Raw genomic sequence first — 21,948 nt, forward strand, 5'->3', positions numbered from 1 at the left:
TCTGTTTTTCTTTCTTTACCATTTGGTTATTCCCTTGCTTAAATCCTTTTTAACTCTTTCACCTATAGCGCTTGCGTTTCTATTCAGTGCACATACATTAGCCGATCAAGACAAAAATCAGCGTCTGCAGCAACGGGACGCCCTTTCTGCGCTGGAAAAAGAGCAGGAACTGTTGAAAGAAGAACGGGAAAAAGAAGCTGCTTTAACCGTGGATGGTGTCACCTATGAAGTGAGCGACACATTAGATGAGCTCGGTCCTGCCCTGCATATCGCGGTAAAAACAAGGCAATGGGAACAAGCTCAGGGTTTTCTGACCCGTTATAAAGCGCTGGAAGGATACGATCCCTTGCTGGTGCACTACGCTCAGGGTGCGCTTTTCAGAGTTGAGGGAAAATTCGCAGAATCGGAAGAAGAATATCAGTCTCTTCTTTCTCTTGCTCCGGAATTCCTACCAGCCAAGCTTGAACTGGCTAGGGTACAGTTTGAAAACCAAAAAAACCGAGATTCTCTGAATCTGTTCCGAGAGATCAAAGACAACATTCCACAGGATAACCCAAGAGCAGCAGGTGTTATCCGGACCATTGATACGTTCAGTGAAGCGCTCGAAGTCCGTGATAGCTGGCAGGGGGCATTTAGTTTTGGCCCTTCTTACAGTGACAACCTGAATCGCACCTCGGAAAGCTCGGTATGCCTGGCAACGCTGCCTAACGGGCAATGCTGGATAAGTCAGACGACACCCGACAAAGAATCCGGCTTTGGGATGGATTACGACGCCAGTTTAAACAAACGCTTCTCGCTGTCCGGTCACCACGGCATAAAATTTAACGCATTAGCGTATGGACTGCTGAATGACGGTAAGAAAAAGTTCAACCAACATACCCTGATTACCGGGCTCAGTTACAGCTATCAAAGCGCCAAGTTCCAATTTTCTATCGGTCCGCAAGCCGAATACAACAACTCTGGTGATCGCACGCTTTACGTCTCTCCCGGATTAAAACTGGATGGCTTCTACAGCATCAATAATAAAAGCGCCGCAAAAGTAGAACTGAAAGCCGAATATCAGGATTACAAAGATCCGGATCTAGACCACAACAGCGACTGGCTATGGACCGCTTCTGGCACTTACTGGTATCAGTTACCCAAAAGATGGCTGGTGTTTGGTGGCATAGACTGGAACAAGAAGCAAAGTGAAATAGAGCTCTTTGCCTATGAGTCCCTAGGTGGGCGTTTAGGTGTAAACCGCGCTTTCTTTGACGGCTGGGACATCAGCGTATTTTCGTCGGTTAAAGAGCGAAAGCACGACGGATTCAACAAAATTCTCAACGGAAAAAGAGAAGATAAAGAGCAAAACCACACCTTGCTGGTCACTGCAAAACCGCTGGAGTTTTGGGGGCTGACACCCACATTTACCTGGCAATACCAAAAAGTCGACAGCACATTGGATGCGATATACAGCTACAGCCAAAATGAATACAGCATTAAGCTAGAGAAACGTTTTTAATAAAACCTAATTAATTGAATTAATGGATAAAATTATTTTTATCCATTTTTTTGTTTTTTCTTTTACGGGTTTTAACCCTTCATTCGGTATCTCTAAGAGGACATCAATGACAAGCGCCTTTAGAGCGCAACGACCAAGAGCATACCCGATGAGCAATAACTCGTACCTTACCCTGTTAACCCTATTACTGACACTGCTGTCGCCACTGTCTTTTGCCACAGAGGAAGCCCCCAGCAACACCAGTAATACTCTTCTCTCAGACACCCAACTGGTGCCTCCTACCAACCCTCTGAATGCGCATGATTTGTCTCCGATGGGGATGTATCACGCAGCAGACTGGGTGGTCAAAGCGGTCATGATCAGCCTGGTGATTGCCTCGGTGCTGACCTGGGCTGTGCTGATAGCCAAACAAATTCAGCTCACGAGAGCGTCGCGAAAAGCCACAAAACAACTTAAAGCACTCACCAAATCTGACAACCTGACGGAAGCAGAAACTCTGTGCTCCGATCTTGATGGTCCGGGTACCCTGCTATTGTCCGCTACACAATACGAGCTCACCTTATCCTCCCGCGGGAAAAGCAGTGAAGACGGAATCAAAGAACGGGTTCAGCTCAGGCTGGAGCGCGTTAATATCGGGCTCGGCAGCCAGATGACAGCGGGAACGGGAATATTAGCAACTGTTGGCTCTGTTGGACCTTTTGTTGGATTGTTTGGCACCGTGTGGGGCATCATGAACTCCTTCATTGGTATTGCTAACTCCCAGAGTACCAGCCTGGCAGTGGTAGCCCCCGGTATTGCTGAAGCTTTGCTCGCCACCGCGATTGGCTTGATTGCCGCCATTCCAGCGGTGGTGATTTACAACCATTTTACTCGTCAGATCGGTCGTTATAAAAACCAGTTGTCCGACTTGTCTGTGGCGATCATGGTACTGGTCAGCCGGGATCTGGATCGTAACCTTATTCAGACTGAGCCTTCCGATACTGGTACTCAGCTAAAAGAAGTGGGTTAAGTTATGGGGTTTAAAACTCAGCAAAACGGTGATGAAATGGTGGAAAACCATGACATCAACGTCACACCTTTTGTCGATGTTATGCTGGTGCTTCTGATCATCGTGATGGTGGCAGCGCCACTGGCAACAGTGAATGTCCCCGTTGATTTGCCATCTTCATCAGCCGAAGCAAGTCCCCTCCCCGACAACCCACTCTATCTGACCATTCAGGAAGATCTGACCGTTACCATAGGAGAGGATATTGAGGTTTCTGTTGAACAGCTCACCAGTGAGCTGGAAATACGTTTTCCGGATAAAACTCAGCGTCTTTATCTAAGAGCAGACAAGAACCTGATATACCAGGATCTTCTGAACATAATGAATCAACTGGTAGCGGGTGGATACAGCCAAATAGCGCTGGTGGGACTCGAACAACCAAGTCAGGATACGCAATGAGTGCACTGGCGGGATCTTCACACTCTGAACCACACACTACCCGATGGCTGATTGGCGGGGTTATCGCAAGCGTACTGCTGCATTTATCCGTTGCAGTCGCCTATTTATGGACGCCAAGTTTCGATTTTACGCCGGCACCGTCCGCATCACCCATTGCGGTCTCTCTTGTCGCCCCACTTGCGGCGCCTTCTAAAATAACTTCTGATACACAAGAATCCGTGGCTGTCGAAGCCTCAAAGCCAGAACCTGCACCTCAGGTTGAGCAGCAACAACCCGAAATCACCTCGCCAGTGACATCACAAGAATCAAAGGAAAACCCTGAACTTCAAAAGCACCATCAGGTCCCCCAAAAGCCCAAACCAAAAATAAAGCCTGTTGAGACTAGGAAAAAGCCTGAGGAAAAACCAAAACCGAAAGAGCAGAAACCTACACAGGAAGTGAAAACAGAATTAGAGAAAAAAGAAGAAGCCGTACAACCTCAAGAAGCTTCTGCGCCTCAGTCTGTCGCTGCAAAAAATCAATCCACAGCACTTTCAGCCCCAAGGCAGGGAAAAACCAGCGAGCATGAAAGAGCGGCAAAACAACAGTGGCAACAGCTTCTTCACGCTCATCTGGAAAAAGAAAAGCGCTATCCAAGAAGAGCAAAAAGACTGCGCAAGCAAGGGATGCCCGTTATTCGCTTCACCATGAACAGAGAAGGTCAGGTCCTGGATGTAGAGCTGGTCAGAAGTTCTGGTACTGACTCTCTCGATAAAGAAGCCATGGATCTGGTGTATCGAGCGCAGCCTTTGATCAAGCCTCCTCAGTCGGTGCTGGGGCAGCAGATCTCGCTAACCGTGCCGATCCGTTTTTCGTTTTAATATCCGATCCTACCCCCTAACAGGAGTGGGATCCCTTCATTAAAAACGCAATGATCGCCACAAAAATGCTTTAACCCCACAGAATGTCACCTGTTTATCCACAATTGATTCCTATACCATTAGGCACATCCATTCACAATACGATCAAAGATATCCAAACGAAGCGGTTGTGAATTCAGCGACAAATTGTGCCTGACTCTGCGATTGGGCACGGATACATTTTGCGATTCATTATTTAAACGGGAAAGCCCCCAAACCATAAAGGATACGTCCATGATCCACATAATGACAGGCAGCACCCTTGGCGGTGCCGAGTATGTTGGCGACCATCTAAGTGATTTGCTGCAAGAAAAAGGATTGGAAACAACGATTCACAACGAGCCAAAACTGGAAGACATTCCGGCAGAAGGCACCTGGCTACTGATCACCTCTACCCATGGTGCAGGCGAATATCCGGAAAACATTCAGCCTTTCATCGAAGCATTGCAGAATACACCACCAAAGATGGCTGGCGTAAACTACGCAGTTGTTGCCATTGGCGACTCGAGCTACGACACATTTTGCGCTGCGGGTAAACATGCCCACGCCCTGTTAGAAGACATTGGTGCCACACCGCTTACCGATTGCCTGACCATCAACATTCTGGAAACACCAGTGCCGGAAGACGCGGCTGAAGAGTGGCTGCTGCAACACATCGAAAAGTTTTAAAATCAGGGGGTGGCATCGCCACCCTCCTCTCTATTTAACCGAGTTCAACCTTGGTTTCATCCAATGTGAATAACTTTCTCACCTCTCCCTTAGTTCAACCGCTCATAATTTAACCTAACCATCTGTGGATAAACTATGATCTATCCCGTTATTAACCTATAGTTATCCAAAGAATAAGATCTAAGTCGATTTCCCCCTGTGCATAACCATCAATTTTGATCCCAGGCAATCCTCGATCTGATCAACGCTAGATCACAAGAAGCGATCCCTCTAAAAAGCATGATCTTGTTGATCATTTTAGACTTATCCACAAGATCTTGTTTCCTTAATAGTAGATCTAATAAAAGATCTATATAAAGATCTTATATATATTTATCCTTCGGGATCGATCCAAAATCGTTTCTCTCCTTGACCTAAAGAGGGTAGAATGTCGCTCCTTTTAACTAAGCACTCTAAACTCATTGAATACCTGAGGTCGGTTCATGCTTTATCACGAAACTTTTGACGTCATTGTTGTTGGTGGCGGACATGCAGGAACGGAAGCCGCACTCGCATCAGCTCGAACGGGTCAACGCACCCTACTCCTGACCCACAACATTGACACACTTGGTCAAATGTCTTGTAACCCTGCCATTGGTGGGATCGGCAAAGGACACCTCGTCAAAGAGGTGGACGCATTGGGTGGTTTAATGGCGAAAGCCATCGATCATTCAGGCATTCAATTTCGAACACTTAATGCCTCTAAAGGTCCCGCGGTACGAGCCACTCGTGCTCAGGCGGATCGTGCGCTTTACAAAGCGTATGTTCGTCATGCTCTAGAAAATCAACCTAACCTGACTCTTTTCCAGCAATCGGTGGACGACATCATTGTGGAAGGTGATCGAGTCACGGGGGTTGTGACTCAAATGGGGCTCAAATTCCGCGGCAGCGCCGTTGTGTTAACCGTTGGAACCTTCCTTGGAGGTAAGATCCATATTGGAATGGAAAACTTCTCTGGTGGACGCGCAGGTGATCCACCATCGATCGCTCTGGCGGATCGTCTGAGAGAATTGCCTTTCCGAGTGGATCGCCTGAAAACAGGTACGCCACCAAGAATTGATGCCCGCACTGTCGATTTCAGCGCATTAGATGTTCAGCATGGCGACAACCCGACGCCTGTATTTTCTTTTATGGGCGATCGCAATCAGCATCCTGCTCAGATTCCTTGTTACATCACCCACACTAACGAGAAAACGCACGACGTGATCCGAGATAATCTGGATCGCAGTCCTATGTATGCCGGGGTGATCGAAGGCATCGGTCCTCGCTACTGTCCGTCCATTGAAGACAAAGTGATGCGCTTTGCGGACAAAAACAGCCATCAGATTTTCATTGAGCCAGAAGGGCTAACCACCCATGAACTCTACCCGAATGGCATCTCCACCAGCTTGCCGTTCGACGTGCAGGTTGACATTGTTCATTCAATGAAAGGCTTTGAAAGTGCTCATATTGTGCGCCCTGGTTATGCCATTGAGTACGATTTCTTTGATCCACGCGATCTGAAACCCAACTACGAAACCAAATTTATCTCTGGTCTGTTCTTTGCTGGTCAAATTAACGGCACAACAGGCTATGAAGAAGCGGCGGCACAAGGTCTGATGGCTGGTTTAAATGCAAGCCTGCAAACTCAGGGCAAAGAGGGCTGGAGCCCTCGCCGTGACGAAGCGTACGTCGGCGTTTTGATCGACGATTTATCGACCATGGGCACCAAAGAGCCGTACCGCATGTTTACCTCTCGCGCAGAATACCGATTGCTGCTGCGTGAAGACAATGCCGATCTTCGCCTGACCGAAAAAGGTCGCGAACTTGGGTTGGTGGACGACGCTCGCTGGGCGCGTTTCAACCAGAAGATCGAAAATATGGAGCAGGAGCGTCAACGTCTGAAAGAGACCTGGATGAATCCAAAATCGGCGGGTGTGGATGAACTGAATGCGATCCTTAAGACGCCAATGTCCCGCGAGGCAAGTGGTGAGGATCTGCTGCGCCGACCTGAAATGAGTTATGACCAGTTGACCAAGCTTGACGTGTTCTCTCCTGCGCTGGAAGATGCTGAAGCGGCAGAGCAGGTGGAAATTCAGGTTAAGTACGAAGGTTATATCCAGCGTCAGAAAGACGAGATAGAAAAATCCCTGCGCCATGAACACACTGAAATTCCAGCGGATCTTGATTATTCCGCAGTGAAAGGTCTGTCCAACGAAGTGATGGCGAAACTGACAGACGCCAAACCGCTGACCATAGGTATCGCATCACGCATCTCAGGAGTTACGCCTGCGGCAATTTCGATTCTGCTGGTTCATCTGAAAAAGCAAGGCATGTTGAAAAAAGGAGCAGCCTAAGTGACAGAGCTTCGACAAAAACTGGATAGCCTGCTGGTTCAGACCGATCTGGATGTCTCCGATCATCAGCGCGATCAATTAGTTGGCTATGTGGCTCTGCTGCATAAATGGAACAAAGCGTATAACCTGACCTCTGTGCGCGACCCGATGGAAATGTTGGTGAAACACATCCTCGATAGCATCGTAGTAAGCACTCACCTTGAGGGCGATCGGTTTATCGATGTCGGAACAGGACCTGGTTTACCCGGTATTCCGCTGGCAATCATGAACCCCGATAAGTCGTTCACTCTGCTTGATAGCCTTGGTAAACGCATCCGTTTTATCAAACAAGTGCTTCATGAGCTGAATATCGAAAACGTTAATGCCGTTCAAAGCCGAGTGGAAGAATTTGACCCGGAAAATGGCTTTGATGGAGTGTTAAGTCGTGCGTTCGCTTCGATTTTAGACATGGTAGAGTGGTGCCAACATTTACCAAAAGCAGATTCCGGCGTATTTTTAGCACTGAAAGGGGTAAAACCCGAATCAGAGCTTGCTCAGCTACCGGACTGGTGTTCTGTGATAGACATCAAATCTTTGGCAGTTCCAGAGCTGGAAGGTGAGCGACATCTTGTAATCTTATCGCGCAAGGGATAATAGCGAGGTCATTCCGTGGGAAGAATCATTTCAATTGCCAACCAGAAAGGTGGTGTGGGCAAAACCACAACGTGTATAAATTTGGCTGCATCAATGGCAGCAACAAAACGCAAAGTACTGGTAATTGATCTTGATCCTCAAGGCAATGCAACCATGGCAAGTGGCGTCGACAAATACAACGTCGAAGCCACGGCTTTTGATCTTCTGGTGGAAGACACCCCGTTCGAGCACGTGGTCACATGTACCACATCAGGGGGCTATGATTTGATTGCCGCCAATGGTGACGTGACCGCCGCTGAAATCAAGCTCATGGAAGTGTTCGCCCGAGAAGTCCGCCTGAAAAACGCGCTTGCGTCAGTTCGTGACAACTATGATTTCATCTTTATCGATTGTCCCCCTTCGCTAAACCTCCTTACAATCAATGCGATGGCTGCCTCTGATTCGGTATTAGTACCCATGCAGTGTGAATATTTTGCCCTTGAAGGCTTAACTGCACTCATGGATACCATCAGCAAGCTGGCTGCGGTCGTGAATGAAAACTTAAAAATTGAAGGTTTGCTTCGAACCATGTATGACCCTCGCAATCGATTGTCCAACGAGGTGTCGGATCAGCTAAAAACGCATTTTGGCGACAAAGTGTACCGAACGGTGATCCCACGAAACGTTCGATTGGCCGAAGCGCCAAGTCATGGTAAACCTGCAATGTATTACGACAAGTATTCCGCTGGGGCTAAGGCGTATCTAGCGTTGGCTGGCGAGATGCTGCGTCGTGAAGAAATGCCTGCATAGTTCAATTTAGAAGGAAAGCATCATGTCCAAACGCGGCTTAGGAAAAGGCCTCGATGCGTTGCTTGCGACCAGCTCTATGGCGCGAGAAAAGCAACAGACAATCAGCCACAGCCAGTCTCTGTCCTCTGAAGGGGATTTGAGAGACCTTTCTGTGTCGCAATTGCAGGCAGGTGTGTACCAACCTCGTAAAGACATGGAACCTGAAGCGCTGAGTGAGCTCGCGGCATCGATTAAATCGCAGGGCATCATTCAGCCTATCGTTGTGCGTCAGGTTGGAGAGCAGCAGTTCGAAATTATCGCCGGTGAACGTCGCTGGCGAGCGGCCAAACAAGCAGGGCTGAAACAGGTTCCTTGCCTGGTGAAAAAAGTGCAGGATCGCGCTGCGGTTGCTATGGCGCTGATTGAAAACATTCAACGTGAAGATTTAAACGCCATTGAAGAAGCACAGGCTCTCGAGCGTCTACAGGATGAATTTGAGCTGACGCATCAACAGGTTGCGGATGTGATAGGCAAATCTCGCACCACCGTTTCTAACCTGCTTCGCCTGAATCAACTGAGCGTTGATGTGAAGCGTCTGGTGCAAACCAATAAGTTGGAAATGGGTCATGCCCGTGCCCTGTTGGCTGTTGAAGAAGATGAGCAGCCAGGCATTGCTGAAACAGTGATCGCCAAGAAACTTAACGTGCGTCAGACAGAGCAGTTAGTGAAAAAACATCTCTCACCACAGGTTGAGAGCAAAAAAGCGAAAACTGACCCTGAAACGCAAGCTTTATCGGAAAGATTGAGCGAAAAACTGGGCTCTCAAGTGTCGATTGTCCGTTCTTCGAACGGCAAAGCAAAACTGACAATAAGTATTGATGAACCTCACAAATTGGAGCAACTCGTTGCAATATTAGAGGCTTAAGTGAGATAATTGATGTAGGTCAATTATTAAAAAATGTTTTTTTGTTCGAAAGTTGTCGGTTTGTAAACAAAAATGTAAGTTTTTGCTGCGTTTTAATTGCATTCAAAGCGACTGACCGTATAATTTTCGGCAATTTCTATTCGCTCGCGATTATGGAGTGATGCGGGTGTTTATGAGAGGTACGAATACATGGTAGCTGCGATAGCCAGACCAGGACGAGAGCTTGCAAAGCAATTGTTATTGATCGAGGTTGGCGCGGTTATGTTTGTGGCAGCTGGAATGGCAGTTGCTGTGAATGTTGAATGGGGAATATCAGCGCTGATAGGTGGGAGCATCTTTGTAGTTGCCAACGCCGTTTTCGCAGTATGTGCATTCTTGTTTGTCGGGGCGCGAGCAGCTAAGTTTGTCGCCGCTTCTTTCTATACAGGTGAAGCCCTCAAAATTCTCATCACAGTAGCCCTGTTTTCAGTCGCCTACATGTATATGCAGGTGGAACTTGTTCCCCTGAAACTAACCTATTTGCTGGTTTTAGGGATAAATATCTTTGCTCCAGCGCTATTCATTAACAACAAAAAATAGGATGAGTTATGGCTGCGCCAGGCGAAGCGTTAACACCTTCTGGTTACATTACTCACCACCTTACTAACCTATCTACTCACAAGTTAGGGTTAGTGGCGGAAGAGTCTAGTTTCTGGAATGTACATATCGATAGCCTGTTCTTTTCATGGTTTACTGGTTTAATCTTCCTCGGAGTGTTTTATGCAGTAGCCAGAAAAGCGACAGCAGGTGTACCAGGGAAGCTTCAGTGTTTTGTTGAAATGATCGTAGAATTTGTCGCGTTAAACGTCAAAGATACGTTCCATGGACGCAACCCTCTGATAGCACCTTTGGCACTGACTATCTTTTGTTGGGTATTCCTGATGAACTTGATGGACTTAGTTCCTATCGATTTCGTACCTTACCCAGCAGAGCATTGGCTCGGTATTCCTTACTTGAAAATAGTACCGTCGGCTGATGTGAATATCACCATGGCTATGGCAATAGGCGTTTTTGCTCTGATGATTTACTACAGCATCAAAGTGAAAGGCCTAGGTGGATTTGCAAAAGAACTCGCACTACACCCATTCAATCACTGGACCATGATCCCGTTCAACCTGCTTATTGAAGTGGTATCGCTACTGGCGAAACCTCTGTCTCTAGGTATGCGTCTGTTCGGTAACATGTTCGCAGGTGAGGTTGTATTCATTCTTTGTGCTGCAATGCTACCATGGTATCTACAATGGATGGGTTCACTACCGTGGGCTATTTTCCATATTCTGGTAATCACGATTCAGGCATTCGTGTTCATGATGTTGACAATTGTCTACATGTCCATGGCACACGAAGATAATGATCATTAATTTTTTATTCTTATTTAGTTTAAGTTAATCGCTATATATTGGAGATAGTAATGGAAACTGTATTAAGCTTCTCAGCAATCGCAGTAGCAATCATCGTAGGTCTGTGTGCAGTTGGTACTGCGGTAGGCTTCGCAATTCTGGGTGGTAAATTCCTTGAAGGTGCAGCACGTCAGCCTGAAATGGCACCAATGCTTCAAGTTAAGATGTTCATCATCGCAGGTCTTCTGGATGCGGTTCCAATGATCGGTATCGTAATCGCTCTACTATTCACATTCGCAAACCCATTCGTTGGTCAACTAGCTGGTTAATCATAGGTAATGAGCGACAGGCTCTGGCTTGTCACTGATTAACACTAAGTCCAATAAAGAGGGGTAGCTGTTGTGAATATGAACGCAACTCTGCTAGGTCAAGCAATCTCGTTCGCACTGTTTGTGTGGTTCTGCATGAAGTATGTATGGCCGCCAATTATGCAGGCGATCGAAGAGCGTCAGAAGAAGATTTCTGACGGTCTACACGCGGCGGAACGTGCTGCGAAAGACTTGGATCTAGCGCAAGCCAATGCTTCTGATCAATTGAAAGAAGCTAAGCGCACAGCAACTGAGATCATCGACCAAGCGAACAAGCGTAAGTCTCAAATTCTTGATGAAGCTCGTGAAGATGCTTTGGCAGAGCGCCAAAAGATTCTAAACCAAGCGGAAGCGGAAGTTGAAGCGGAACGCAATCGTGCGCGCGATGAACTGCGCAAACAAGTTGCTACTCTGGCTGTAGTTGGTGCCGAGAAAATTCTGGAGCGCTCTATTGATGCAGACGCGCACAAAGATATTCTCGACAACATTACTGCAAAACTTTGATGCAAGGGGCAGCATATGTCTGATTTGACTACAATCGCACGCCCCTATGCTAAAGCAGCTTTTGACTTTGCTGTTGAGAAAGATGCGCTGGACCAATGGGGACAGATGCTCACTTTCGCAGCGGAAGTCGCAAAAAATGACGATGTTGCTGACTTGCTAGACGGGTCAATGACAGCTGAAAAGCTTTCTGAGCTTTTTATCGCGATTTGCGGCGAACAGTTTGATGAATATGGCCAAAACCTGATTAAGGTGCTGGCTGAAAATGGCCGACTTAAGGCTCTGCCTGAAGTGTGTGAAGGTTACTTTGCTCTTAAACGCGAGCATGAGAAAGAAATCGAAGTTGAAGTCACTTCAGCAACCGAGCTTTCTGAACAGCAACTTGCAGACATCAGCAGCAAACTGGAAAAACGCCTAGAGCGCAAAGTAAAGCTGAATTGCAGCATAGAAGAGACCCTACTTGGTGGGGTTATAATTCGAGCCGGAGACCTAGTCATTGATAACTCAGCGCGTGGACGTTTGAACCGCCTGAGCGATGCATTGCAGTCTTGATGGGGATTGGAGCATGCAACTTAATTCCACGGAAATTAGCGAACTGATCAAACAGCGTATTGAATCTTTCAACGTTGTTAGTGAAGCTCGTAACGAAGGTACTATCGTATCGGTAAGCGATGGTATCATTCGCATTCACGGCCTAGCGGACGTGATGCAAGGTGAAATGATTGAATTACCGGGTGGCCGTTATGCACTGGCACTTAACCTTGAGCGTGACTCGGTTGGTGCGGTAGTAATGGGCCCATATGCCGACCTTAAGGAAGGCATGAAAGTAACAGGTACTGGTCGTATTCTTGAAGTACCAGTTGGTCCTGAATTGCTAGGTCGTGTTGTAAACACACTTGGTGAGCCAATTGATGGTAAAGGTCCAATTGAAGCGAAACTTTCTTCTCCTGTAGAAGTTATCGCACCAGGCGTAATCGACCGTAAATCGGTTGATCAACCTGTACAAACTGGTTACAAATCTGTTGACTCAATGATCCCAATCGGTCGTGGTCAGCGTGAACTTGTCATCGGTGACCGTCAGACTGGTAAAACAGCGATGGCGATTGACTCGATCATTAACCAGAAAGATTCAGGTATTTTCTCTATCTACGTAGCAATCGGTCAGAAAGCTTCGACTATCGCTAACGTAGTTCGCAAACTAGAAGAGCACGGCGCACTTTCCAACACTATCGTTGTTGTTGCATCGGCTTCTGAATCAGCGGCGCTACAATACCTAGCACCATACGCTGGTTGTGCGATGGGTGAATACTTCCGCGATCGCGGTGAAGACGCACTGATTGTTTACGATGATCTATCTAAGCAAGCTGTCGCTTACCGTCAGATCTCTCTATTGCTTAAGCGTCCACCGGGTCGTGAAGCGTTCCCTGGTGATGTTTTCTACCTTCACTCACGTCTACTAGAGCGTGCAGCTCGTGTAAGCGAAGAGTACGTAGAGAAGTTCACTAACGGTGAAGTGAAAGGTAAGACTGGTTCTTTGACCGCTCTTCCTATCATCGAAACGCAAGCGGGTGACGTATCTGCATTCGTACCGACAAACGTAATCTCGATTACCGATGGTCAGATCTTCCTACAAACTGAACTGTTCAACGCGGGCGTACGTCCAGCGGTTGACCCAGGTATCTCAGTATCTCGTGTAGGTGGTTCAGCGCAGACTAAAATCATCAAGAAACTGTCTGGTGGTATCCGTACCGCTCTAGCACAGTACCGTGAACTAGCGGCATTCGCACAGTTCTCGTCTGACCTTGATGATGCGACTAAGAAGCAGCTAGACCATGGTCAAAAAGTAACTGAACTGATGAAGCAGAAGCAATACGCTCCAATGTCAGTATTTGACCAGGCACTAGTAATCTTTGCGGCAGAGCGTGGTTATCTTGAAGATATCGCGATCGAAAAGCTGGCTGATTTCGAATCAGCTCTACTGTCGTATGCTCGCAGTCAATACGCTGATCTTGTAAAAGAGATCGATGCAACGGGTGCTTACAACAACGACATCGAAGCGCAGCTTAAGAAGCTAGCGGACGATTTCAAAGCAACCCAAACTTGGTAATTGGTCGGTGACCTTACGGTCACCCATTACCATAAACGGAGAGTAATACGATGGCCGGCGCAAAAGAGATACGTAATAAAATCGGTAGTGTGAAAAGCACTCAGAAAATTACGAAAGCGATGGAAATGGTAGCAGCTTCTAAAATGCGACGTTCACAAGACGCGCGTGAAGCTTCTCGTCCATACGCTGAAACAATGCGTAAAGTGATCGGTCATGTGGCAAACGGTAGCCTTGAGTATAAGCATCCTTATCTTGAGGAACGTGAAGCCAAACGTGTTGGTTACATCATCGTTTCGACTGACCGTGGTCTGTGTGGTGGATTGAACATTAACCTGTTCAAGAAAGCCGTACTGGACATGAAATCATGGTCTGAAAAAGGCGCAGAAGTTGAATTGGCTGTTATCGGCTCAAAAGCAACGGCGTTCTTTAACAACAGCGGCGCGAAGGTAGCTGCTCAGGTATCAGGTCTTGGCGATAGCCCAAGCCTTGAAGACTTGATCGGTTCCGTAAGCGTTATGCTGAAGAAATATGATGAAGGCGAGTTGGATCGTCTGTACGTAGTGTACAACCACTTTGTGAACACTATGGTACAAGAACCAACGATCGATCAATTACTGCCTCTGCCTAAATCGGACAGCGAAGAGATGCAGCGCGAACATGCTTGGGACTACATTTATGAGCCTGAGCCAAAACCACTGCTGGATACCCTATTGGTTCGTTACGTCGAATCTCAGGTATACCAAGGCGTGGTCGAGAACCTTGCTTGTGAGCAAGCGGCTCGAATGATCGCAATGAAAGCTGCAACGGATAACGCAACCAACCTGATTGAAGATCTGGAACTTGTGTACAACAAGGCGCGTCAAGCGGCTATTACACAAGAACTGTCGGAAATCGTTGGTGGTGCTGCCGCGGTTTAAGCATAGGTAAAACTAATAAGTTAGAGGATTAACGATGGCTACAGGTAAGATCGTACAGATCATCGGTGCGGTAGTCGACGTAGAGTTCCCACAGAGCGAAGTACCAAGTGTATACGATGCTCTGAACGTTGTTGAAGCAAAAGAGCGTCTTGTTCTTGAAGTTCAGCAGCAGTTAGGCGGTGGCGTAGTGCGCGCAATCGTAATGGGTAGCTCTGATGGTTTACGTCGTGGACTGACAGTGGAAAACACTGGCGCTCCAATCTCAGTACCAGTAGGTACTAAGACTCTTGGTCGTATCATGAACGTTCTAGGTGACGCGATTGATGAGTGTGGTGAGATCGGTGCTGAAGAGCACTACGCAATTCACCGCGAAGCACCAAGTTACGAAGAGCAATCTAACGAAACAGCTCTACTAGAGACAGGTGTAAAAGTAATCGACTTGGTTTGCCCATTCGCTAAGGGTGGTAAAATCGGTCTGTTTGGTGGTGCAGGTGTAGGTAAGACCGTTAACATGATGGAACTTATCAACAACATCGCACTTCAGCACTCTGGTCTATCAGTATTCGCTGGTGTTGGTGAGCGTACTCGTGAAGGTAACGACTTCTACCACGAGATGCAGGAAGCGGGCGTTGTAAACGTTGAGAATCCTGAAGAGTCTAAGGTAGCAATGGTTTATGGTCAGATGAACGAGCCACCAGGTAACCGTCTACGTGTTGCACTGACTGGTTTGACAATGGCAGAGCGTTTCCGTGACGAAGGTCGTGACGTTCTACTGTTCGTTGATAACATCTACCGTTACACACTAGCAGGTACAGAGGTATCGGCACTTCTAGGTCGTATGCCATCTGCGGTAGGTTACCAGCCAACACTTGCAGAAGAAATGGGTGTACTTCAGGAGCGTATCACGTCAACGAAACAGGGTTCTATCACCTCTGTTCAGGCTGTATACGTACCTGCGGATGACTTGACTGACCCATCTCCAGCAACAACGTTTGCTCACTTGGATGCAACGGTTGTACTTAACCGTAACATCGCAGCTATGGGTCTATACCCAGCGATTGACCCATTGGATTCGACTTCTCGTCAGCTTGATCCATTGGTTGTTGGTCAGGAGCACTACGACATTGCACGTGGCGTACAGTCTACACTTCAGCGCTATAAAGAGCTGAAAGACATCATCGCTATCCTAGGTATGGATGAGCTTTCTGAAGAAGATAAGCAAATCGTATCTCGTGCGCGTAAGATTGAGCGTTTCCTAACTCAGCCTTACCACGTAGCAGAAGTATTTACAGGCGACCCTGGTATTTACGTACCTCTTAAAGAAACTCTACGCGGTTTCAAAGGTCTGTTGTCTGGCGAATACGATGACATTCCAGAGCAAGCGTTCATGTACTGCGGTACTATCGACGATGCTATCGAGAATGCGAAGAAGCTATAAGGCTAATTAGGAGGCGATATGGCAGCAATGACCTTTCATCTGGATGTAGTAAGCGCAGAGAAAAAACTGTTCTCTGGTCTTGTTGAAACATTTCAGGTGACCGGTAGCGAAGGTGAGCTGGGTATTTATCCTGGGCATACACCGCTGCTGACCGCTATCACGCCTGGTATGGTACGCGTTGTGAAACAGCACGGACACGAAGAGGTTATTTATGTCTCTGGTGGTCTTATCGAAGTTCAGCCTGGTACAGCGACTGTACTGGCTGATACAGCGATTCGTGGTGAAGATCTAGACGCGGCTAAGGCAGAAGAAGCCAAACGCAAAGCTGAGGAGAGTATTCATAATCAGCACGGCGATATGGACTTCGCGCAAGCGGCCAGTGAGCTGGCTAAAGCCATTGCTCAGCTTCGAGTTATCGAACTGACCAAAAAAATACGCTAACCATTAGCGCAGCGATTAAGGCGACCTTAGGGTCGCCTTTGTTTTTTCTGTCGCTTACTTCATTATTTTTTGAGCAATTTGGCTCTACTGATTGAATAGGCTCTCGTCACTTTTCTTAAACTTAACCATCCTTTTGCATGAAATTCGTGCCATTTCTTTAACAGACAGTGAAATTCAAGCTAAAATCTAGCACTTAACAACAACGTCTCAGGAACCACAATATATGAAGTTCAGCGCGGTTATCCTCGCAGCGGGTAAAGGCACTCGCATGTATTCTAATAAGCCGAAAGTTCTGCATACCTTAGCTGGCAAACCCATGGCGAAACACGTGATTGACACTTGTTCAGGGTTGGGCGCTCAAAACATTCACTTAGTGTACGGTCACGGCGGTGACCAGATGAAAACGGTATTAGCTGAGGAACCTGTGAATTGGGTTCTGCAAGCGCAGCAGCTAGGTACCGGGCATGCGGTGAATCAGGCTTCTCCAGAATTTGCTGACGATGAAAAAGTGCTGGTATTGTATGGCGACGTTCCGCTGATTTCTTCTGAGACTATTGAAAACCTGCTAGAAGCCCAGCCTACAGGTGGCATTGCTTTATTGACAGTCGTGTTGGATAACCCAATGGGTTACGGTCGTATTGTTCGTAAGAATGGACCCGTTGTGGCGATTGTCGAGCAGAAAGACGCTACCGAAGAGCAAAAACTGATTAAAGAAATCAACACTGGCGTGATGGTAGCGACGGGTGGGGATTTGAAGCGCTGGCTTGCCAACCTGAAGAATGAAAACGCACAGGGTGAGTACTACCTGACAGACGTCATTGCTGCGGCTCACGATGAAGGTCGAGCGGTAGAAGCAGTTCATCCTGTTAGCCCAATCGAAGTTGAAGGGGTGAATGACAGAGCGCAACTGGCGCGTTTGGAGCGAGCTTACCAACAGGCAAATGCACAGAAGCTGCTTGAACAAGGGGTGATGCTGCGTGATCCAAATCGTTTTGACTTACGTGGTACTTTGCAGTGTGGCATGGACGTCGAGATTGATACCAACGTTATTATTGAAGGTAACGTTAGCTTGGGTGATAACGTTGTAATTGGCTCTGGCTGTGTGCTGAAAGACTGTGAGATTGACGACAATACAGTCGTTCGTCCATACAGTGTGATTGAAGGGGCTACCGTGGGTGAAGAGTGTACGGTTGGTCCGTTTACTCGTCTACGTCCAGGTGCAGAGCTTCGTAACGATGCTCACGTCGGCAACTTTGTTGAAGTGAAAAATGCTCGCTTAGGTGAGGGTTCAAAAGCTAATCACCTGACTTATCTGGGCGATGCGGAAATTGGTCAGCGAACCAATGTTGGTGCTGGCGCCATTACCTGTAATTATGACGGTGCAAATAAACACAAAACCATCATTGGTGATGACGTATTTGTCGGCTCTGACAGCCAGCTGATTGCCCCAGTAACGGTTGCCAACGGCTCAACTATTGGCGCAGGTACGACAGTGACCAAAGACGTCGAAGAAGGTGAGTTGGTGATCACTCGCGCTAAAGAGCGCAAGATTGCAGATTGGCGGCGCCCAGTCAAAAACAAGTAATCACGGTTTTATCTAGTGAAAAGGCTGACGATTGTCAGCCTTTTTTGTTTTCTTGGAGCTAGTTACTTGGGATCGCGATTCGCTTTTCCAACCAGCGAACACATTGGGAGACAAATAAAATCAGTATCAAGTATTCGATAACTAAGAAAGTATAGATTTCCAAAGGTAAGTACTCATTAACCACCAATTCGTTGGCTCGCCTTGTCAAATCACTCAAGCCAATCACACTCACGAGAGAAGACATCTTCAAAATATAGACAAACTGATTACCCAGAGGGGGCAGTATCTGACGGAAGGCCTGCGGCAAAATCACCAGACGCATTTTTTGCCAGTAATTCAATCCCAGAGATTCCGCAGCTTCATGCTGACCTCGAGCTATCGCCTGAATGCCTCCTCGGAATACCTCCGCCATAAAGGCACTTTCAGCAATAGTGAGTGCGATGACGCCTGCTGCAAAGTAATCCAGAGACACGTCCAAAAGAGTCGGTAAGCCGTAATAGACCCAGAGCAGAAGAACCAGAACGGGGATAGAACGTACGGATTCGACATAGACTCGGTTAACAGCCCGCAGCGCTTTTTTCTCGCTCAGAGCTGGTAAAGCGACGATCAAACCCAGCAACATAGCCAGAAACATACTTATCAGAGAGATATAAATCGTATCTTCAAAGCCCGCGATTAAGAATTTGAGATTAGTGAGACCCTGTTCAGTCGTTGGGTCTAAAACATACCAGCCCCATTGGTAGTCATTGCATCCGGAGAGCAAGAAAACGGATAAGGCAACAAAAAGCGAAGACAAGCGCACAATATTTATAACCAAACGCTAAAAAATGTTCAAAGATGTTGCTATGTTATCAGTGTTGTCGAGAGAAAACGTTGTTTTTTCGAACATTTAAGAAGGAATTAAAATGAAAAAGTGGTTATTAAGTGTTGGCGTATTGCTATTGGGGCTTGCTCAAGCCCAAGCCGCCAGCCGTTTGCATGAAATTTTAGATGCCGGAGTGTTGCGTGTGGGGACCACAGGTGACTGGAATCCAATGACAATGAAGAATCCTGCGGATAACAGCTACCGCGGTTTTGACATTGATGTTACGACAGAGTTAGCAAAAGACCTGGGTGTCAAAGTCGAGTATGTCGCGACTGACTGGAAAACCTTGGTGAACGGTGTGACAGCCAATAAATACGACATCACGGGCAGTGCTTCCTTAAATATGTCTCGAGCTAAAGTCGCAGGCTATAGCCAGCCATATTTCTACTTAGCATTCGTGCCAGTGGTACAGAAAAAAGACCTTGGTAAGTTCGCGGACTGGAGTGACTTTGATAAGGCAGATATTCGTGTTGCTGCGACACTGGGTACAGTACAAGAAAAAATGGTGAAAGACTTTTTCCCGAACGCTAAGCATGTGGTGATTGAAGCACCTGCCCGTGACTTCCAAGAGCTGTTGGCACGTCGCGCTGATGTTTCGGTGACATCAAATGTGGAAGCGGCAACTTTGATTGAGAAGTTCAAGCAACTGGCTATTGTTCCTGTGAAAGAGCCTCGTCGTCCAACGCCTATTTCTATGCTACTTCCTCAAGATGACCAAGTGTGGATAAACTACGTCAATCACTGGGTCGAGCTTAAGAAAACGCAAGGGTTCTTCAAGAAGACCGCAGAGAAGTGGGGGCTGAAAAGCCTGTAAGTAAGTCGATTGATAGAAAGGAGCATAGCGCTCCTTTCTTTTTGTCTTCTACTTTTCTTCCTGAGCGACCACACGAGAGTTGTCTGGCAGGGTAAAATGCCTCGCCGCTTTCTTGTGAGACACAAAGTAACCCGTCCACAATCCTATCAAGCACACAAGGATCGCGAACCCAGTGATGGTCAACGCCATACTGGCATAAGCAGCAACCACAGCACTGGCGATGCCACTGACACAAATTTGTAAGCTATTTTGAAGCCCAGCTGCGGTGGCCGGGCTCTGTTTGGCACTGGATAACGCTCGGTTGACCACTATAGGGTAAAGAGCCCCATTGGCGATGGCAATAAAGCAAAATGGTACTAACAATGGATAGATGGTCGTTAACGTCCATTGTGTCGCCATGAAGACCAATAATGCAGACACACTGAACAGCGCCAGTAATTGTTTCAGTACCAATTCATCGCCGTATTTCGCAACACAACGTTTGCCCAAATATCCACCCACCATAAACGCGATAGTTTGAGGGATAAAGCTGAAACCAATGTCTTTCGCGTCGTAACCCAGTTTCGCCATGATTTCCGGCATACCCGTCAGATAAGCGAAGAATGCTGCCGAAGCCATGGCGAACATCATCACATTGCCAAGATAGATTCGTGAACCCATTAACGATTTGATGTCTTTACCCATGCTGGTGGTTTTCTTTTCTGTATGAGAATCGACTTGCTTTAACGTGATGAGGACCAAAATAGCAGACAGCACGGTTAAAGCGACAAAAATGCTCCGCCACCCAGAAAGATTCAACAACGCAACACCAAGCTGAGGAGCGAGAGCAGGAGACAAAGCCACCAGCGGCATGATGGTAGCAAAAATCTGTTGGCTGACTTTTTCCTCGTACTGTTTGATGACCATTGCTTGCCAGATAACAGCAGGTGCACATACGCCCAACGCCTGAATAAATCGAAGCAATTGCAATTGCCAAATGCTGGTACACGCCGCCAGTGCCAGTGAAGAGAGACCAAATAACACTAACCCTAAAGTAAGGGTGCGCTTGTGACCGTATTTGTCGCTCGCCAACCCCCATAGAAATTGCCCTGCTGCTAAGCCTGCCAGAAAGACAGACAGAGACATTGCGATCGATTCGGGACCAGTTGCAAAGTCATGTTCCATGGCTTTAAAAGCGGGTAAATACATGTCCGTTGCTATGAATCCCGACATCGAGAGGAGGGCTAAATAGAAAAGTTGAAACTTAGTCGCTTTCATCTTTTTACCGTTCAAATTATTTGTATGATTGAAGATGGTTTTTCTTTGAAACCAATTGAGGTAATGATTCTATTTTTGGATATACCAAACGATAAGCGCTATATTTTGTAGTTATCTATCAAAAAATTTGAAAGCAAATGTTCTCCAAACAGTCTTTAGAAATGCTGGATACGGTCGCTCGGATGGGCAGTTTCAGCGCGGCTGCTGAGCGGCTTCACAAGGTCCCTTCAGCCATCAGTTATAGCGTTCGGCAGATAGAGCAAGAGATGGGCGTATTACTGTTTCGTCGATTGCCGAGAAAGGTAGAGTTAACCCCTGCGGGTGAGACGTTCATCCAGCATGCAAGGCAGATGCTTATCCAGATGGAAGACGTGCGAGCGCAAACCCGACGTGCCGCTCTGGGCTGGCATCAGACGCTTAAACTGACATTGGATAACGTGGTCAAGCTGGATAAGTTGAAGCCCCTGATTGAAGACTTTTACCAGACGTTTGATTTTGCCGAGCTGCAAATCAACATGGAAGTGTTTAATGGCTCGTGGGAAGCCATATCACAAGAGCGCGCAGATATTGTCCTTGGTGCGACAGCTGCCGTGCCTGTCGGAGGGGATTTTGGTATTCGACCCATGGGGGATTTGGAGTGGGTATTTGTGATGTCGCCGGCTCATCCTTGTGTATTGGCTGAATCATTATGTGAAGAGACGGTGAGCCCTTTTCCTGCGATTTGTTTGGATGATACTTCTATCGTATTGCCGAAAAGGCACAACTGGCATTATCGACAACAGAGACGCATTCTATTGCCTAACTGGTTCAGTGCTATTGAATGTCTGAAAAATGGTGTCGGGGTAGGGTATATGCCCAAACACATTGCCAGCGGATATTTGGCACGTGGAGAACTGATAGAAAGAGAAATAGAGACCTCAGAAAACAGCCCTATGAGTGCATGTTGTATGGTCTGGCGTCAAAATGAAGATCATCGACTGAGAGACTGGATGATCAATTACTTAGGGGACAAAGATACCCTTTATCGGGATTGGATCGAAAGTTAGAAAAAACGGGGAAAAG

23 protein-coding genes are annotated in these 21,948 nt (G+C 47.2%); 21 read left to right on the forward strand and 2 right to left on the reverse strand.

Translation table 11 applies throughout. From position 1 onward, the window contains the following. The first annotated feature begins 34 nt into the window (after positions 1-34). From RH89_RS06000 to glmU, 19 genes are all read left to right on the forward strand, one after another. The gene (locus tag RH89_RS06000; RefSeq protein WP_004400229.1) at positions 35-1,501 is read left to right on the forward strand and encodes a surface lipoprotein assembly modifier; all 1,467 of its coding nucleotides are present in this window, start codon (positions 35-37) and stop codon (positions 1,499-1,501) included. A gap of 148 nt (positions 1,502-1,649) precedes the next feature. Next, positions 1,650-2,510 (forward strand): tonB-system energizer ExbB, encoded by an 861-nt coding sequence (exbB, locus tag RH89_RS06005; RefSeq protein WP_004400231.1) that lies wholly within the window; start codon positions 1,650-1,652, stop codon positions 2,508-2,510. Positions 2,511-2,513: 3 nt separating this feature from the next. Beyond that, positions 2,514-2,945 carry a biopolymer transporter ExbD gene (locus RH89_RS06010; protein ID WP_004400232.1) on the forward strand — a complete coding sequence of 144 codons (432 nt, stop codon included), beginning with the start codon at positions 2,514-2,516 and terminating at the stop codon, positions 2,943-2,945. Beyond that, a complete protein-coding gene (locus tag RH89_RS06015) occupies positions 2,942-3,805 on the forward strand; it encodes an energy transducer TonB (protein ID WP_004400234.1) in 864 nt (287 codons plus the stop codon). The genes RH89_RS06010 and RH89_RS06015 overlap by 4 nt, the downstream gene beginning before the upstream one ends. A gap of 273 nt (positions 3,806-4,078) precedes the next feature. Continuing rightward, complete coding sequence (gene mioC, locus RH89_RS06020) at positions 4,079-4,513, forward strand: FMN-binding protein MioC (protein ID WP_004400235.1); 435 nt, start codon at positions 4,079-4,081, stop codon at positions 4,511-4,513. A gap of 482 nt (positions 4,514-4,995) precedes the next feature. Beyond that, positions 4,996-6,888: a tRNA uridine-5-carboxymethylaminomethyl(34) synthesis enzyme MnmG gene (mnmG, locus tag RH89_RS06025; RefSeq protein ID WP_004400236.1), complete on the forward strand. Its 1,893-nt coding sequence runs from the start codon at positions 4,996-4,998 to the stop codon at positions 6,886-6,888. Continuing rightward, a complete protein-coding gene (rsmG, locus tag RH89_RS06030) occupies positions 6,889-7,521 on the forward strand; it encodes a 16S rRNA (guanine(527)-N(7))-methyltransferase RsmG (RefSeq protein ID WP_004400239.1) in 633 nt (210 codons plus the stop codon). 15 nt (positions 7,522-7,536) lie between these two features. Beyond that, positions 7,537-8,310, forward strand: a complete 774-nt coding sequence (locus RH89_RS06035) for a ParA family protein (RefSeq protein ID WP_004400240.1) — start codon at positions 7,537-7,539, stop codon at positions 8,308-8,310. Between the two features lie 22 nt (positions 8,311-8,332). After that, on the forward strand, positions 8,333-9,214 hold the full coding sequence (locus RH89_RS06040) for a ParB/RepB/Spo0J family partition protein (RefSeq protein WP_004400241.1): 882 nt from the start codon (positions 8,333-8,335) through the stop codon (positions 9,212-9,214). Positions 9,215-9,403: 189 nt separating this feature from the next. Next, complete coding sequence (locus tag RH89_RS06045; protein WP_004400243.1) at positions 9,404-9,793, forward strand: F0F1 ATP synthase subunit I; 390 nt, start codon at positions 9,404-9,406, stop codon at positions 9,791-9,793. A gap of 8 nt (positions 9,794-9,801) precedes the next feature. Beyond that, the gene (atpB, locus tag RH89_RS06050; protein ID WP_004400245.1) at positions 9,802-10,614 is read left to right on the forward strand and encodes a F0F1 ATP synthase subunit A; all 813 of its coding nucleotides are present in this window, start codon (positions 9,802-9,804) and stop codon (positions 10,612-10,614) included. A gap of 50 nt (positions 10,615-10,664) precedes the next feature. Further along, positions 10,665-10,922, forward strand: coding sequence for a F0F1 ATP synthase subunit C (atpE, locus tag RH89_RS06055; RefSeq protein ID WP_004400247.1), 258 nt, complete (start codon positions 10,665-10,667; stop codon positions 10,920-10,922). Positions 10,923-10,994: 72 nt separating this feature from the next. Next, on the forward strand, positions 10,995-11,465 hold the full coding sequence (gene atpF, locus RH89_RS06060) for a F0F1 ATP synthase subunit B (protein ID WP_004400248.1): 471 nt from the start codon (positions 10,995-10,997) through the stop codon (positions 11,463-11,465). Positions 11,466-11,480: 15 nt separating this feature from the next. Further along, complete coding sequence (atpH, locus tag RH89_RS06065; RefSeq protein ID WP_004400249.1) at positions 11,481-12,014, forward strand: F0F1 ATP synthase subunit delta; 534 nt, start codon at positions 11,481-11,483, stop codon at positions 12,012-12,014. Between the two features lie 13 nt (positions 12,015-12,027). Next, complete coding sequence (gene atpA, locus RH89_RS06070; protein ID WP_004400250.1) at positions 12,028-13,569, forward strand: F0F1 ATP synthase subunit alpha; 1,542 nt, start codon at positions 12,028-12,030, stop codon at positions 13,567-13,569. 50 nt (positions 13,570-13,619) lie between these two features. Beyond that, complete coding sequence (atpG, locus tag RH89_RS06075; RefSeq protein ID WP_004400252.1) at positions 13,620-14,486, forward strand: F0F1 ATP synthase subunit gamma; 867 nt, start codon at positions 13,620-13,622, stop codon at positions 14,484-14,486. A gap of 34 nt (positions 14,487-14,520) precedes the next feature. Then, a complete protein-coding gene (atpD, locus tag RH89_RS06080) occupies positions 14,521-15,924 on the forward strand; it encodes a F0F1 ATP synthase subunit beta (RefSeq protein WP_004400253.1) in 1,404 nt (467 codons plus the stop codon). Positions 15,925-15,942: 18 nt separating this feature from the next. Continuing rightward, positions 15,943-16,365, forward strand: coding sequence for a F0F1 ATP synthase subunit epsilon (locus RH89_RS06085; RefSeq protein WP_004400254.1), 423 nt, complete (start codon positions 15,943-15,945; stop codon positions 16,363-16,365). Positions 16,366-16,588: 223 nt separating this feature from the next. Then, complete coding sequence (gene glmU / locus RH89_RS06090) at positions 16,589-17,950, forward strand: bifunctional UDP-N-acetylglucosamine diphosphorylase/glucosamine-1-phosphate N-acetyltransferase GlmU (protein WP_004400256.1); 1,362 nt, start codon at positions 16,589-16,591, stop codon at positions 17,948-17,950. 58 nt (positions 17,951-18,008) lie between these two features. On the opposite strand, the gene RH89_RS06095 is transcribed toward glmU, so the two are convergent. Then, a complete protein-coding gene (locus RH89_RS06095; RefSeq protein ID WP_162097248.1) occupies positions 18,009-18,746 on the reverse strand; it encodes an amino acid ABC transporter permease in 738 nt (245 codons plus the stop codon). A gap of 109 nt (positions 18,747-18,855) precedes the next feature. Here RH89_RS06095 and RH89_RS06100 point away from each other — a divergent pair, with 109 nt between their 5' ends. Next, positions 18,856-19,629 carry a transporter substrate-binding domain-containing protein gene (locus RH89_RS06100; RefSeq protein WP_004400264.1) on the forward strand — a complete coding sequence of 258 codons (774 nt, stop codon included), beginning with the start codon at positions 18,856-18,858 and terminating at the stop codon, positions 19,627-19,629. 48 nt (positions 19,630-19,677) lie between these two features. Here RH89_RS06100 and punC read toward each other — a convergent pair whose 3' ends face one another. Next, positions 19,678-20,886, reverse strand: a complete 1,209-nt coding sequence (gene punC / locus RH89_RS06105) for a purine nucleoside transporter PunC (protein ID WP_022610782.1) — start codon at positions 20,884-20,886, stop codon at positions 19,678-19,680. A 137-nt stretch (positions 20,887-21,023) separates the two neighbouring features. Here punC and punR point away from each other — a divergent pair, with 137 nt between their 5' ends. Further along, a complete protein-coding gene (gene punR, locus RH89_RS06110; protein ID WP_004400266.1) occupies positions 21,024-21,932 on the forward strand; it encodes a DNA-binding transcriptional activator PunR in 909 nt (302 codons plus the stop codon). The last annotated feature ends 16 nt before the right edge of the window (positions 21,933-21,948 follow it).

The sequence above is a fragment of the Vibrio nigripulchritudo ATCC 27043 genome (genome assembly GCF_000222685.1).
Lineage (GTDB): Bacteria > Pseudomonadota > Gammaproteobacteria > Enterobacterales > Vibrionaceae > Vibrio > Vibrio nigripulchritudo.

Excerpts from the sequence above, each read along its gene's own strand:
- RH89_RS06100 (WP_004400264.1), top strand. The coding sequence starts at position 18,856 with ATGAAAAAGTGGTTATTAAGTGTTGGCGTATTGCTATTGGGGCTTGCT.
- atpA (WP_004400250.1), top strand. The coding sequence starts at position 12,028 with ATGCAACTTAATTCCACGGAAATTAGCGAACTGATCAAACAGCGTATT.
- atpB (WP_004400245.1), top strand. The coding sequence starts at position 9,802 with ATGGCTGCGCCAGGCGAAGCGTTAACACCTTCTGGTTACATTACTCAC.
- atpH (WP_004400249.1), top strand. The coding sequence starts at position 11,481 with ATGTCTGATTTGACTACAATCGCACGCCCCTATGCTAAAGCAGCTTTT.
- mioC (WP_004400235.1), top strand. The coding sequence starts at position 4,079 with ATGATCCACATAATGACAGGCAGCACCCTTGGCGGTGCCGAGTATGTT.
- RH89_RS06040 (WP_004400241.1), top strand. The coding sequence starts at position 8,333 with ATGTCCAAACGCGGCTTAGGAAAAGGCCTCGATGCGTTGCTTGCGACC.
- RH89_RS06015 (WP_004400234.1), top strand. The coding sequence starts at position 2,942 with ATGAGTGCACTGGCGGGATCTTCACACTCTGAACCACACACTACCCGA.
- RH89_RS06010 (WP_004400232.1), top strand. The coding sequence starts at position 2,514 with ATGGGGTTTAAAACTCAGCAAAACGGTGATGAAATGGTGGAAAACCAT.
- glmU (WP_004400256.1), top strand. The coding sequence starts at position 16,589 with ATGAAGTTCAGCGCGGTTATCCTCGCAGCGGGTAAAGGCACTCGCATG.
- mnmG (WP_004400236.1), top strand. The coding sequence starts at position 4,996 with ATGCTTTATCACGAAACTTTTGACGTCATTGTTGTTGGTGGCGGACAT.
- punC (WP_022610782.1), bottom strand. The coding sequence starts at position 20,886 with ATGAAAGCGACTAAGTTTCAACTTTTCTATTTAGCCCTCCTCTCGATG.
- RH89_RS06045 (WP_004400243.1), top strand. The coding sequence starts at position 9,404 with ATGGTAGCTGCGATAGCCAGACCAGGACGAGAGCTTGCAAAGCAATTG.
- RH89_RS06085 (WP_004400254.1), top strand. The coding sequence starts at position 15,943 with ATGGCAGCAATGACCTTTCATCTGGATGTAGTAAGCGCAGAGAAAAAA.
- atpE (WP_004400247.1), top strand. The coding sequence starts at position 10,665 with ATGGAAACTGTATTAAGCTTCTCAGCAATCGCAGTAGCAATCATCGTA.
- punR (WP_004400266.1), top strand. The coding sequence starts at position 21,024 with ATGTTCTCCAAACAGTCTTTAGAAATGCTGGATACGGTCGCTCGGATG.
- atpD (WP_004400253.1), top strand. The coding sequence starts at position 14,521 with ATGGCTACAGGTAAGATCGTACAGATCATCGGTGCGGTAGTCGACGTA.
- exbB (WP_004400231.1), top strand. The coding sequence starts at position 1,650 with ATGAGCAATAACTCGTACCTTACCCTGTTAACCCTATTACTGACACTG.
- atpG (WP_004400252.1), top strand. The coding sequence starts at position 13,620 with ATGGCCGGCGCAAAAGAGATACGTAATAAAATCGGTAGTGTGAAAAGC.